The 13726-nt window shown below is 56.6% G+C and carries 10 protein-coding genes; 6 read left to right on the top strand and 4 right to left on the bottom strand.

Translation table 11 applies throughout. From position 1 onward, the window contains the following. Nucleotides 1-19: 19 nt before the first annotated feature. Nucleotides 20-595: a uracil-DNA glycosylase family protein gene (locus BLW59_RS09085; RefSeq protein ID WP_139283618.1), complete on the bottom strand. Its 576-nt coding sequence runs from the start codon at nt 593-595 to the stop codon at nt 20-22. A gap of 135 nt (nt 596-730) precedes the next feature. Here BLW59_RS09085 and BLW59_RS09080 point away from each other — a divergent pair, with 135 nt between their 5' ends. From BLW59_RS09080 to BLW59_RS09065, 4 genes are all read left to right on the top strand, one after another. Beyond that, a complete protein-coding gene (locus BLW59_RS09080) occupies nt 731-1654 on the top strand; it encodes an AAA family ATPase (RefSeq protein ID WP_217634613.1) in 924 nt (307 codons plus the stop codon). Beyond that, nucleotides 1648-3315, top strand: a complete 1668-nt coding sequence (locus BLW59_RS09075; protein ID WP_139283617.1) for a hypothetical protein — start codon at nt 1648-1650, stop codon at nt 3313-3315. Before BLW59_RS09080 ends, BLW59_RS09075 begins: the two co-directional genes overlap by 7 nt. A gap of 71 nt (nt 3316-3386) precedes the next feature. Then, on the top strand, nt 3387-4328 hold the full coding sequence (locus BLW59_RS09070) for a ketopantoate reductase family protein (protein ID WP_029542798.1): 942 nt from the start codon (nt 3387-3389) through the stop codon (nt 4326-4328). 20 nt (nt 4329-4348) lie between these two features. Then, nucleotides 4349-6256, top strand: a complete 1908-nt coding sequence (locus BLW59_RS09065; protein ID WP_175463399.1) for an LTA synthase family protein — start codon at nt 4349-4351, stop codon at nt 6254-6256. Here BLW59_RS09065 and BLW59_RS09060 read toward each other — a convergent pair. The 3 genes from BLW59_RS09060 to BLW59_RS09050 all read right to left on the bottom strand — a co-directional run bounded on the left by BLW59_RS09060 (nt 6205) and on the right by BLW59_RS09050 (nt 10573). Continuing rightward, complete coding sequence (locus BLW59_RS09060) at nt 6205-7425, bottom strand: hypothetical protein (RefSeq protein WP_074697531.1); 1221 nt, start codon at nt 7423-7425, stop codon at nt 6205-6207. The two genes, BLW59_RS09065 and BLW59_RS09060, sit on opposite strands and share 52 nt — an antisense overlap. Nucleotides 7426-7800: 375 nt before the next feature. Continuing rightward, the gene (locus BLW59_RS09055; RefSeq protein ID WP_074697530.1) at nt 7801-9174 is read right to left on the bottom strand and encodes a PTS transporter subunit EIIC; all 1374 of its coding nucleotides are present in this window, start codon (nt 9172-9174) and stop codon (nt 7801-7803) included. 211 nt (nt 9175-9385) lie between these two features. Continuing rightward, nucleotides 9386-10573 carry an anaerobic nitric oxide reductase flavorubredoxin gene (locus tag BLW59_RS09050; RefSeq protein WP_074697529.1) on the bottom strand — a complete coding sequence of 396 codons (1188 nt, stop codon included), beginning with the start codon at nt 10571-10573 and terminating at the stop codon, nt 9386-9388. A 279-nt stretch (nt 10574-10852) separates the two neighbouring features. On the opposite strand from BLW59_RS09050, the gene BLW59_RS09045 reads away from it, so the two are divergent. Together BLW59_RS09045 and BLW59_RS09040 are read left to right on the top strand one after the other, a co-directional pair. After that, entirely contained in the window at nt 10853-11959 is a 1107-nt protein-coding gene (locus tag BLW59_RS09045) for a glutamate synthase (protein WP_074697528.1), read from the top strand. Continuing rightward, entirely contained in the window at nt 11947-13578 is a 1632-nt protein-coding gene (locus BLW59_RS09040; RefSeq protein WP_074697527.1) for a glutamate synthase-related protein, read from the top strand. The genes BLW59_RS09045 and BLW59_RS09040 overlap by 13 nt, the downstream gene beginning before the upstream one ends. Nucleotides 13579-13726 lie beyond the last annotated feature (148 nt).

Raw genomic sequence — 13726 nt, 5'->3', positions numbered from 1 at the left:
GGCAATGCTAGTGGCTTCATTATTCTTCGCTGCACCGTCTTACGGCGCTGGCGATACCTTCCATGTAGAGGGGGATGTTGTCCCTCAGCTTGTCCAGGGTTCCCGGATGGGGAGCGGCTATGTACTTGAAGCCGTTGTGCTCGTAGATGTTGAAGTAGTAGCCGTAGGACTTGCGGTGGGAGAGCCCCAGCAGCGGCAGCACATTCATGTAGACCCCCTGTCCCAGCATCAGTACTCCTACAGGTTTGAAGGTTTCTATTTCTGCCAGCAGGTGCTGGAAGCAGTTTTCAAGCTCATAGCGGCTGGGTTTTCGGGGCCTGCCGCTGGAGAGGGGCGGGCACTTCAGAAGGTAGGCGCCGTAAAAGCTATAGCCAAAGCGGGCCAGGTCTTTCAGGGCTGGCTCCAGCATGGGGCCGGCGGGAAAGCAGCGGTCAAATTCCGGCGGGGCATTGCGCTCCTCCGGCGGCAGTAGCGGTGCGGTGTAGTCCACGCAGATGATGACTTTATCCCCTTCGGCGGCCTCATCTATCACCGGAAGCTGGTGCCTTCTTATTTCACAGTTATGGCATGCTCTTATCTTATCCCCTAAGGTCACGAAGAATCCCTCCCCTGATGTACTGACTTTAGTATAGCATTTTCAGCGCCACAAGGCTAATAAGAAGGAACTTTGGCAGAGGCAAAGAATTAAGAATATGGTAAAGACGGATTCACAGAAAGGCAGATGGGGTGCGTGACAGCAGAGGAAGCAAAGATCTTACTGACGGGGCAGGGGCTGAGGCCGGGACTTTTGCGTGAGGCGGAATCTTTCAGGGAGAAATACCCCTGGCAGGGCACGCGGAAGGTGGCTGTGCCCCGCTATCCTTATTTTGGCAAAGAGATTTTGGAGCAGGCTCTGGCAGCGCTGCTGGCTGGGGCGAACCTGCTGCTGGTGGGGCCAAAGGCGGCAGGGAAGAATATATTGGCAGAGAGTCTGGCCCTGCTTCTGGGGCGGCCTGCCTGGAATGTTTCCTTCCACATTGATGTTGACGCTTCCTATCTTATTGGCATGGATACCTTCAAGGGAGGAGAGGTGCAGTTCCGCCCCGGGCCGGTGCATGAGTGTGCTTCTTTAGGAGGCGTGTGCATCCTGGATGAAATCAATATGGCCCGCAATGAGGCACTGGCGGTGCTCCACTCTCTGCTGGACCATCGGCGGCTGCTGGAAGTGCCGGGGTATGAGCAGCTGCGCCTGCATCCGGCGGCCTGCTTCATTGCCACTATGAACTACGGGTACGCGGGGACGCGGGAACTCAATGAGGCGCTTTTGTCCCGCTTTGTGGTGCTACATTTGCCGGTGCCGGGGGAGGAAGAACTCATGGCGCTGCTTTCCTATGAGTTCCCTGACCTGCGTCAGGAGGCAGGGCATATGCTGGCGGCGCTTTTCATGGATATCCGCAAGAAGTACGAGGAAAAGGAAATCTCAGGCCGGGCGCTGGATTTGCGAGGGCTGCTGGAATCTGTGCGGCTTATCCGCTTGGGCTTAACCGTTAAGGAAGCGCTGGCCATGGGGCTGATGAATAAGTGCTTCGATGTGCAGGAGAGGACATTGGTGGAGGACCTTTTGGCTTTGCGGGTGCCAGAGGCTTGGGGGCAAAAGGAGTTTTTTCCATGCTAAGGCGTTCGATTCGTCATAAACGGGCCCTCAATATGGTCTGGTCGGCGGCGGGCAGTTATGGCTTTCGGCCGGAGTTCCTGGCCTTTCAGCAGAGCGGGGAGCCTGACCTTTATCTCAACTCTATTGTGGGCTTTGTGCACAGGCATTATGAGGTGGAAAGGCTCTCTGGTTATTTTCGTGAATTGAATCATTCCCTGCTGGGTGAACTTTTCACAGAGCTTTTCTGGCTGGGGCTGGAGGAGGCGGCCTTTCAAAGGGAACAGCCTCACCGCCCTGTGCTGAAAGATTTGCGCCGCCGTCATGCGGAGACTTTTCTGGCAGAGGACACTGACCTTGCCATGCAGCAGCTGATGATGCGGCAGGAGCTGGCCCATACCCTGAAGTGCATCCGCTGCCGGGAAATCCTGGGGGAGAAGGTGCGGATACTGAATCCCTGGGACAAGCGGCTTTACGAGGCCTTGCGGTTTACGGGAGAAATGGATACCGGGGCAGTCATCTCCGCCATGGAGGGCATCATTGAAAGGTTCTTCCGCTTCCATTGGGAAAGCCCGGGCAGGAGGGTGCTGCATTTCGGACTGAATCCCAGGCTGCGGGCCTTGCTGGGGAAAGTCCTGCCCCATGCCCACCAGTGGGGCCAGGGGAACGGTTCCTTCATGGAGCTGGCGGGAGCAGAAGCAGGACCAAGGAAAATCCCCCTGCCTGGGCTGCAGGGCCATAGGCTGGGGGATGAGGAACTGGCGGAGCGTTTTGGTGCGCCCCTCTGGGGCAGGGAGAGACAGAGGGAGCTGGAGGCTTTTTACTGCCGCGGCCCCCATGCCAGAGTCAGGCTTTGGCTCACGGCAGAGCGTGGGCAGCTGCGGCAGGAGAATCTGGACTTCTTGGCAAAGCAGCAGGCAAGATATCGCACGGAACTGAGGGACCTTGCTCATCGTCTGAAAAACAGCCTGCTGGTACACCGCCAGCCTATGGAGCTGCCGTCAAGAAGAGGCAGGCTTTCTCCGGGCCGTATCTGGCGGGGGCTTTACCTGCGGGATGAGCGGGTGTTCTCTGCCATGGAGCCTGCCCATTATGGAGAATTTTCCCTGCTACTCCTGCTGGATGCCTCAGCCTCCAGAGAAAGCCGTCAGGCCGTCATTGCCAGCCAGGCCTGCCTCATTGCCGAAGCCATGGGACAGGCGGGGATTCCCCTTGGGGCGGCTTCTTTTTTCAGCGAAGGAGGCTGCACGGTGCTCAGGCAGTTGAAGACTTTTACGGAGACTTCAGCGGAAGGGATATTTTCCTACGAGGCAAGGGGCTGGAACCGGGACGGGCTGGCCCTGAGGGCCGTACCGGAACTGTTTCACGGGGCCAGGGGGCGGAAAATCCTCCTGATTCTCACCGACGCCAATCCAAGCGACGAGGCAGGGCTTCCTGCCCATGGTCTTGGTCCTGCTCATATTTATGGCGGGCAGGAGGCCATGGAGGATACCGCGAATTCAGTCAAGGAACTGAGGAAGCAGGGCATCAAGGTGCTGGCCTTGGTCAACAGCGTCTTTGCAGAGGAAATTGCCGAGGACTTTGCCAGGAAGATTTATGGGGAGAACTATATAAGGCTGCAGGATTTGTCCCAACTGGCGCAGAAGGTCGGGGATCTGCTGGCGGCTGAGATTGAAGAATATTGACACGGCACATAAGTTTGGTATATTGATATGAGAGTTGTTCAGCGGTTCATAGTTTGTAAGGGGGAGCGAAAATGAGATATTTGATCATCGGCGCAGGCGGTACTGGCGGTGCTCTGGCAGGATTTTTGGCGCGGGCAGGGCAGGAGGTCGCTCTGATTGCCCGGGGCAGCCATTTGGCAGCTATACAGAAGGAGGGCCTCACTGTAGATTTGCCTGAGGAGAGCTTCACGGTGAAAGTCCCCGCCTATGATATGCCTGGCTACCTGCAGGCAGGCGCTGAGACCCCGGATATTGTCTTTGTCTGCCTCAAGGGCTATTCCATGTCAGAGGCTGCGCCCTTCCTGCAGCAGGCGGCAGGAAGCCATACCCTCATCATCCCCATCCTGAATATCTACGGCACCGGCGGCAGGCTGCAGGAGGAGCTGCCGGAGAAAATCGTCACTGACGGCTGCATCTACATCTTCAGCCAGAAGGGGGAGCCGGGCCATATCAAGATGGGGGGCAATCTCTTCCGGGTGGTCTACGGCCTGCGCCGGGGCACATCTGAGTCGGTTTCACAGCTGGCAGAACCTGTTCTGGACAAGCTCACTGCAGAGCTGACGGAGGCGGGGGCTAAGGCTGCCCACTCCCACCAGATAGAGGCTGACTGCTTCCGCAAATTCACCCTCATTTCCCCTATGGCTTCTTTGGGAGCCGCCTACGGCACAAGAGGCGCCGACCTGCATGAGGGCGGTGCCTATCGGGAGAAATTCATCGCCTTGGTGAAAGAGCTCATGGCCATTGCCAAGGCGCAGGATATCAAACTGCCTGAGGATATGCTGGAAATAAACCTGAAGCTGGTGGATGATATGGTTGACGAAGCCACTTCCTCCATGCAGAGGGACGTAGAAGCAGGCAGGCCATCGGAAGTGGAGGGGCTTGCCTATGAGGTGGTCAGAATGGCCGCCAGAGCCGGTGTGAAAGTGCCGGTTTATGAAGAGATTGAGAAAGTGCTCCGGGACAAGGGGCTTTGATTTTCCGAAGGATGTGTGGCATGAATTTTCACCGTATGCGCTATCTGGGGGCCTTGTTTGTCACTTTCGTGGTCAGCCAGTCTGTTTTGCGCCTGGTCTTGTTTTTGAGCAGTTTTGACAGTGTTTCCCTAAGGGTGGGGGAGGTGGCAAAGACCTTCGCCCTGGGGCTGGGCTATGATGCCTGCTCAGCGCTCTTTTTTGTGCTGCCGCCAGCACTATTGCTGCTCATCCTGCCCACTTCCTGGCTGAACAGGAAATGGGGGCGGGGGCTGGTGCTGGGGGCGGGATTCCTGATGAATTTCCTGCTGGCCTTTTCCTCTGCTTCCCTGTTTTTCTTTTGGCAGGAATTTCACACGAATTTCAACTTCATTGCGGTGGATTACCTCATCTACACCACGGAAATGCTGGGCAACATAGTTGAAGCCTATCCCGTGGGGGTGATTATCCCGGTTCTCCTGCTGGCAGCGGGAGGGCTGGCCTGGTGGCAGGCCAAATACCTGCAGCCGCCCTTTCGGCAGAAGGAGCCCCGGCGGCTGGCGCTGGAAGGGCTGCTCATCCTGCTCATTCTGACTCTGGTCACTACGAACACCAGGGATGACTGGCGGGAAAAGGTCAGCCCAAATCAGTACAATATCGAATTATCCGGCAATGGGCCTTATGGTTTTGTGCACGCCTTTTTTGCCAATGAGCTGGACTATCATCAGTTCTATCCCGAAGAAGACCGCAGCCTGACACTGTTTCGCCTGCGGCAGCTGCTGGCGGCCCCCAATGCCGCTTATGTAGAGGAGGATGGCATAAGGCGCCGGGTGGAAAATGACAACGGATTGAGTATGAAAAAGCCCCATATCGTCTTCATCACCGTGGAGAGCCTGAGCTCTGACTACTGCGGGGTCTTTGGCGGCGCAACGTCCTATACCCCTCATCTTGATGAGCTGGCGGGGGAGTCCTTTATCTTTACCCGCATGTATGCCACGGGAACCCGTACCGTGCGGGGGCTGGAGGCTCTCAGCCTTGCGGTGCCCCCCACGCCGGGACAATCCATCCTGCGGCGGCCGGGGACGGAAAACCTCTCCACCCTGGGAGAGGCCCTGCGCCAGAACGGCTATGCCAGGGACTTTGTCTACGGCGGCTATGGCTATTTTGACAATATGAATGGCTTTTTCTCCGGCAATGGCTACACCATCCGGGACAGGGTGGATATACCACAGGAAGAGGTCATACAGGAAACCGCCTGGGGCGTGGCAGATGAAGTGCTTTTCACTCAGGTGATGAAGGCGCTGGACGAGCACGAGGCCAAGGGGGAACGGGCGCTGGAAATGGTCATGACCACCACCAATCACAGCCCTTACACCTTCCCCGAGGGGCGTGTGGATGCCCCGCAGGGGGTGCGGGAATCTGCCGTCCTCTATACGGACTGGGCCATCTGGGATTTCCTCCAGCGGGCCAGGGAGATGACCTGGTTTGACCATACGGTTTTCGTGATCGTGGCCGACCATCAGTCTCGGGCCGCCGGCAAGGCAGAGCTTCCCATCAGCCGCTACCACATTCCCTGCCTTATCTACGCCCCCGGTCTGATAGAGCCGGGGCAGACAGACCGACTTATCAGCCAGATGGACCTGGCGCCTACCCTGCTGGGGATGCTGGGGCTTTCCTATGAAGCCTCCTTTATGGGCCGTGATATCTTCCACAGCCCGGAGTCAGGGGACAGGGCCTTCATCAGCACCTATCAGAGCATGGGCTATGTGAAGGGGGACAAGCTGATTATCCTGAAGCCGGGGAAGCATTCGGAAACTTACGGGATAGAGGATTTTGAGCAAAGCCGCTACCGCACCCTGCCCCGGGATGAGGCGCTGGAACAGGAAGCCATCACCTGGTATCAGGGTGCCAGCGATTTATTTGCAGGGGGCAAGCTGAAAGGCGGAAAGTGAAGGAAGCCGGAATCTGGAGCGAAGCAGGAGGTTTCTGCCGTGACCTGCCGTGTTATGGCTTCGTCATTGAAGGAAAATACCCGCAGCTCATGATGTGATGCCGTTCCGCTTTCCATCAGGGCATCTACATAGAGAAAGCTGCGCCCGTCCGACAGACTTGCCAGGACAGGGCGAATATCCTTGGCAGGTTCGTCCTGATAGTGCAGGGGACCAAAGTTCAGATAGGGGCCGGAATCCGTTTGGTAAATGCCGACGGCGGCCCCTTTTCCATTGGTCAGGATAGTGCGCACCGGCAGGCCGGGCATCAGCTCAATAGCGTAGGAGGCAGGACCGCGGCGGTATTTTTCCTTGAAAAGCTCCGGGTATTCATCAAAGAGGATGGTAGCGCAGTAAATGCCAGCCCGCACAGGCCCCAGGCCCGGCGGATTGAAGTAGAAAGTGGCGCCCCGGGGCTCCAGGGTCCAGGTGCCCACTCCCTCATTGCCTTCGGCTGTGTAGGTGCCGCCGTGATGGGAGGTTATGAGCTTGTCACCCTCCTGCAGGCAGTGGAAGACAGCAGCCTCCAGATTATCCCCGAAGGGGGCGGCTGTGTAGTCCCGGCGCAATTGTGTTGCGATGGCAGAAGCCAGCCCTTCAGCATCGGTGAACACATCAGGCAGGGTGATATATTTGCCGCTCTCCGTATCGATATTTCGCCCGTAGACACTGTGCAGATCTCCAGCCAGTGAGGGCCCGCCTTCATGGATGAGATTGCGCTCCAAGAAACTCACCGCCACTGTATCCGCCCGGCGGATAAAGAGCTCCCGCTCCCGGAAGAATACCCCATCTACCGGCACTCCGTCGGCCAGCCGCTGCTCATGTATCTGGGCAGCTTTTTTTATGTAGTTAGTCATGCCGTAGTGGTGAGAGAGGGTCTGTTCAGAACTATGAGCATCCAGGCGCCCATAGAGCTTGCTGTAAGTACGTATATAGCTTCGCAGATTGAGAGAGGCATGGCTCAGGCAAATATCCAGTCCCCCCGTATCAATCCGGGGACCAACGCGCTCCACATGGCGCTCAAGCACCAAAGGCAGCACGCTCTCATCCGCATAAGCATCCGCCGCCTCAGCGCAGGGCAGGAGCAAGAGGAAAAGGAGAGCGAAGGATAGAATTGTATTGACAGGAAACATATCGTCACCTCCGTAGATGAAGAATGGGCTTTGCCCATATATTCGTGTCATTGCAACTTGTTTCCTGCCAGCAGTTCTGCTCAGTTTGCCTTCACTAAAGTTTGGTTGAGTAAAAACGCAGTGAGATAATACAAATATCTTTTTATTATGACCCTGTTTACTAATAAATTATTTAGATCATGCAGATTTTATGTTTTACGTTTTGTTTGCATATTTTACGTTTTGGGGGCCAATTTTACGTTTTGGGATAGAAATTTGCTGTTTGTGACGATAATTTTACGTTTTTGCTTTACGTTTTGTGTTTACACTTTTGCATGATAGTTAGTAGTTGTGCAGAAATAGCAAAGGCGGCCCGCCGTGGCCGCCTTTTTGTGGTTACATGGATTTGGGGAGTTCCGTCTCCTCCGGGTCGTCGAACCCCAGCAGCCAGGTAGCTGCGAAGCCGGCGGCGTAGCTGGCCACCAGGCCTAAGAGGTACACGGGGATGTTGTTCACCGTGGGGGCCAGGGGCAGGCCGGAGATGCCTATGGCGCCTGCGCCAACTGCGGCTCCGGCTTCGATGGCGCCTCCTACGGTGGCTCCCAGGCAGGCACCTAGGAAGGGCTTGCCCAAGGGGAGGGTCACGCCGTAGATGAGGGGTTCGCCTACGCCCATCATGCCTACTGGCAGGGCTGAGAGAATGGTTTTCTTGAGGAATTTGTTCTTGGTCTTGAAATAGATGGCGATGGCTGCCCCTACCTGGCCAGCCCCGGCCATGGCCAGTACGGGCAGGAGGATGGTGACACCGTATTGTTCCAGCAGGGCCACATGGATGGGGGTGAAGACCTGATGGACACCCATCATCACCATGGGCAGCCAGATGCCGGCCAGGATGGCTCCTACGGGGGCGCCTCCGTCTGTGATGGAGGCGGTGGCGGCCTGGCCGATGGCGGAGGCGATGGCGCCGCCGATGGGCTGGAATACAAGCACGGCGGCCAGCCCCGAAAGCAGCAGGGTCAGGCAGGGGGTGACGAAGAGGTCAAGCATTTCCGGCACCAGCTTGTGAAGCCGCTTCTCAATGAATACTGCTAAAGCTGCTATCAGTATCACGGAAATAATGCCGCCCCTGCCCGGCAGCAGTTCGTTGCCGAAAAGCTCGATGCCCTTGAGCCCCGGGTGGCTGACAAAGGCGGCCAGGGCACCGCCCAAAATGGGGGTGCCGCCGAAGACTTTGGCGGCCTGCCAGCCTACGAAGAGGTTCATGCCCCAGAAGATGGCGCCGCCCAGGGTTGCCAGGGTCTGCCAGAGGGGGGAGGCGGTGAGGCTGGGGTCAATCTTGGCGGCGATGGCCAGGATGCCTGTCAGGAGGCCGCAGCCGATGAAGGCGGGGATCAGGGGCAGGAAGATGCTGGCGATTTTCTTGAAGAAAGCCTTGACTGGGGTGTTGTTCTTCTGGCGTATTTCTTCATGGAGGGCTTTGCCGTCCCCGATGGCGGGACGGGAGGGCTCTTGTTTGATTTGCTCCAGCAGGGCATTGGTTACGGCCAGTGCTTTGCCCGGGCCAAGGATGACCTGGAGTTCCTGCTCCATGAGATTGGTGCCCAGGACGCCAGGGACACGTTTCATGGCCTCTTGGTCGGCGGCCTTTGTGTCTTTCAGCAGAAAGCGCAGGCGGGTCATGCAGTTGTAGGCGGATTCCACATTGGCGGGGCCGCCGGCCAGGTCGTAGAGGATTTTTGCTAGTTCTGAGTTGGATAGGTTTTTGTTCATAGGTATAGGTGAGTCCTTTCTGTAGCAAGCGATGCTAAGGCGTTCTAAGGCGTTCGGGGCAGGGGCATGGCAACGCTTCACTTGGAATTTTTCCATAGAATCTAAGCTCCCGCTGCACCGCCTGCGGCGGTTTGCGCTCGCTAAGATTTATGGAAAAATTCCACACGTTCCGCTTTTGCCATGCCCCTGTCCCTCACTTACGTTAGTTTGGTTAGAGGCTCTTGGCAAATTCTCTGCCGTATGCCCTGCACTCCTCAAGTTTCGTTTCGTCCGGCTGCCATGGGCAGCGCAGGCCCTCATTGACTAAGGCGAACCCGCTCTTTTCAAGATATTCGCTCAGCTGTTTCACAGCTTCGCCGCTCCAGCCGTAGCTGCCGAAGGCGGCGGCTTTTTTCTGCTTGAATTTCAGGCCCTTGATCATTTCCAGGATACCGGCGATGGAGTAGAGATAGCCGTTGTTCACGGTGGATGAGCCTATGAGGATGGCTTTTGACTTGAAAACCTCCGTGCAGATTTCTGTCTTGTCGTCTACGGCGGCGTTGTAGAGCTTCACGGTTGTTTCCGGGGCGGCTTCTTTGATGCCTTCGGCGATGCACTCGGCCATGCGGCGGGTGGCGTTCCACATGCTGTCGTAGATGAGGGTCACCTGGTTCTCCTGATAGGCGGCTGCCCATTTGGCATAGGCTTCCACAATCTGTGCGGGATTGTCCTTCCAGATTACCCCGTGGCTGGGGCAGATGAGCTGCAGGGGCAGGTCCAGTTTCTGGATTTCTGCCAGCTTGCGGGCCACCATGGGGCTGAAGGGGTTGAGGATATTGGCGTAGTATTTTACAGCTTCTGCCCAAAGCTCTCCCTGGTCGGCCGCATCGTTATACAGGCTCTCAGTGGCATAGTGCTGGCCGAAGCCGTCGTTGCTGAAGAGGATGTTTTCACCGGTGAGATAGGTGAACATGGTGTCGGGCCAGTGGAGCATGGGTGCCTCTATAAAGATAAGCTCGGCAGCCCCCAGGCTCAGCCTGTCACCGGTCTTGACGTTGACGAAGTTCCAGTCTGCGTGGTAATGGCCCCGGATGATTTCCTCACCCTTCCTGGTGCAGTAGATGGGGGTATCGGGGATCTCCCGCATGAGAGCGGGCAGGGCGCCGCTGTGGTCTATCTCGTTATGGTTCATTATTATATAGTCGATAGAGGAAAGGTCAACCTCACGCTTGAGGTTTGCCACGAATTCCTCGTCAAAGGGTTTCCAGACGGTATCTATGAGGGCGGTCTTTTCGTCCCTTATTAAATAGGAATTGTAAGAGGAACCTTTGCGGGTGGTGAATTCGTGTCCGTGGAACTCTTCCAGTTCCCAGTCAATCTTGCCAACCCAGGTGACTTTATCGGTAATCTTGCGTGCCATATCTATTCCTCCTGACTGTAAATTATTGTGTTTATTTTTCTCAATTCGACATAAAAATAGAAATACCTTTAGACTGAAAAATCCAAACTATGCAAATATGAAATAATAATTATACAAGGTATTATGTATACTTATAGAAAAATGCTTCCCCCTAATTGACAAGAGTTTACATAGTTCCTATAATAATACTTACGTTGTAACGAAAAATCCGCGTGTAAAGGACTTAGATTCCTTTGGTACGGATTCTATGTAAATTTTGTATTGGAAAGGGAGTCCATTATGTGCAGAATAGGGTCAATCAAAAGCAAGGTACCCATCCAGCCTTCCAAGGCACTTCATCTGATGCTGCCTCAGCAGGAGGGGCATGACAATTCCGGCTTTGCCATGGTGATGCAGGATCTTTACGGAATCTTCTCCGGCTACAAAGACAAGCCTTTGCTTTCCCTGGCCTGCACCCAGAAGGGCGCTCAGCTGGTGGAGGACTACATGGATGCCCATAACTTTGTCCAGCTGGCAGAGTGGATTCCCATCCCTGACAAGCGTCCGGGCCTGGATATCAAGGCTATGCCTTATTACATCTTCCGCAACTACGATTACCCCGAGGATGCAGAGCGCATGAGCGACAGGGAGAAGGCAGACCTGCTGCTGGACACCCGCCTGGCTCTGAGGAAAATCCTTGAGGAGAACAATGCTGGTTTTGTCTATTCCTTCTGGCCGGATGTGCTGACCCTGAAGGAAATCGGCGACCCCAGGGATATCGCCACCTACTTCCACCTTTGGGAGGACAATGGCTGCCTGGCTGCCAAGAGCATCGTGGCCCAGTGCCGCCAGAATACCAACTACGACATCGTGCGCTATGCGGCTCACCCCTTCTTCCTGCAGGGCTACACCCTCTGCGCCAATGGCGAGAATACCTTCTATACCAAGAACAAGGAGTTCCAGGCCAGCCTGCACCGGGGCTACATTGGCTTCGAGTCCGATTCCCAGTGCTTCCTGAACACTCTCCACTATGTGCATCACGAGCTCCAGTGGCCTCTTGACTATTACAAGCATGTGATTACGCCGCTGCCCTTTGAGGAAATTCAGCAGCGTGAGGACAAAGAGGTATTGCTGGATATCCGCCAGTCCCTGGCCAATCTGGAAATCAACGGGCCCAATACGGTCATCGGCGTACTGCCGGACGGCCGCATGATGACCTGCTGTGATTCCAAGAAGCTGCGCCCGGTAGTGGTGGGGCGCACGGATACCATGGTGGCTATTTCCTCTGAGGTCTGCGGCATCAACGAGATCATGCCGGAGAGGGATGAGTCCCTGGACATCTATCCCCACGAGAGGGAAATCGTGCTCATTGACGACAATCTGGAGGTAACGAGATGCAGGCAGTAAGAACCCAGGACGTGAGCGTCAATGACCTCACTTGGAAGATAGAATACGACCCCAGCCGCTGCACCATGTGCGGCAGCTGCGTGGCAGGATGCTCCTTCAAGGCCATCAAGGTGGCGGTGGAGGGACACTCCCTGACGGTAAGCGAAGAGGGCCAGCCCACACCGAAGCACAAGTTCGAGGCCCGTCCCGTCATCAAGCAGGTGGCCAGCCTCACGGACTTCTGCCGTGGCTGCGGCATGTGCGAGAAAATCTGCCCCAACGGCGCCATCCGCCCGGTGCGGAATCCTGATACCCGCAAGACCCTGCTGTCCAAGGACAGCGGTCCTGTGAAGCGTGGCGGCCGTACGAACCTGAATGCCCAGCGCACTCTGGATTCCATCGTGGTAGGCCGTATCTCCCAGATGACTGACCCGTCTCTGGATGCTGCCCGCCATACTTTCGATATCCGCGCTCCCTTCGGCCGGGTGCTGTCCGCCAAGGACCTGCCCCTGAAGGTGGAGAACGGCAAGCTGGTGCCCTCCGGGCAGACCCCGCCGGTAAACTGGATTTATCCCTTGATTTTCTCGGATATGTCCATCGGCGCCCTGTCCACCCGCGCCTGGGAGGCTGTGGCTTTGGCCGTTGGCTATCTCAACGAGAAATGCGGCCTGCCGGTGCGCATGAGCTCCGGTGAGGGCGGCATGCCGGGGAACCTCCTGAAAAGCGATTACCTCAAATACTTCATTATACAGATTGCTTCCGGCCACTTCGGCTGGAACCGCATCATCAAGGCCATGCCCCACATGGTGACTGACCCTGCGGGCATCCTCATCAAAATTGGTCAGGGCGCCAAGCCCGGCGACGGCGGCCTCCTGCCCAGCGCCAAGGTGGCAGAGCATGTCCAGGCCATCCGCGGCGTGCCCAAGGCTACGCTGGCCTCCCCGCCGAACCATCAGGGCCTCTACTCCATCGAGGAATCCGTGCAGAAGATGCACCTTTCCATGAGCGCGGCCTTTGGTTTCCGGGTGCCGGTAGGCATCAAGTGCGCGGCTTCCGCCACTTCCGTGTCCGTTTACAACAACCTGCTTCGTGACCCCTACCGGGTCTGCGGCGGCTTCTTCCTGGACGGCATCCAGGGCGGTACTGGCGCAGCTAATGAGATTTCCCTGGACCACACGGGCCATCCTGTGGTGTCCAAGATCCGCGACTGCTATCTGGCAGCCGTGAAGCAGGGTCTCCAGGGGCAGATTCCCCTCTACGGCGGCGGCGGTATCGGCATGACCGGCGATGCGGCAGCAGATGCCTTCAAGATGATGTGCCTGGGCGCCAACGGCGTGTTCGTTGGTAAGGTCCTTATTCAGCTGCTGGGCTGCGTGGGCAACGAGCAGGGCCGCTGCAACTCCTGCAACACGGGCAAGTGCCCCACGGGTATCTGCACCCAGGATCCGCGCCTGGTGAAGCGGCTGGATGTGGACAAGGGAGCCCAGAAGATCGTGGATTATGTGCTGGCTTTCGATACGGAGCTGAAGAAGCTCATGGCGCCCATCGGCAACAGCTCCCTGCCTATCGGCCGCAGCGACGCGCTGGTGTCTACGGACAAGGCCGTGGCAGAGAAGCTGGGGCTGCAGTACGTTTGCTGAAGTTAGCATTATGAGGCGTGTGGGACGGGGGTATGACAACGCTTCACTTGGACTTTTACCATAGAATCTAAGCTCCCACTGCGCTTTGCTCTGCGAAGCAGAGCAAGGCTTGTGCTCACTAAGATTTATGGTAAAATTCCACACGTTC

The organism is Selenomonas sp. KH1T6 (assembly GCF_900108415.1).
In the GTDB taxonomy this organism is placed as follows: Bacteria; Bacillota; Negativicutes; order Selenomonadales; family Selenomonadaceae; genus Selenomonas_B; species Selenomonas_B ruminantium_A.
The sequence above is the reverse complement of the archived record's forward strand: the minus strand, read 5'-3'. Positions and strand labels throughout refer to the sequence as shown.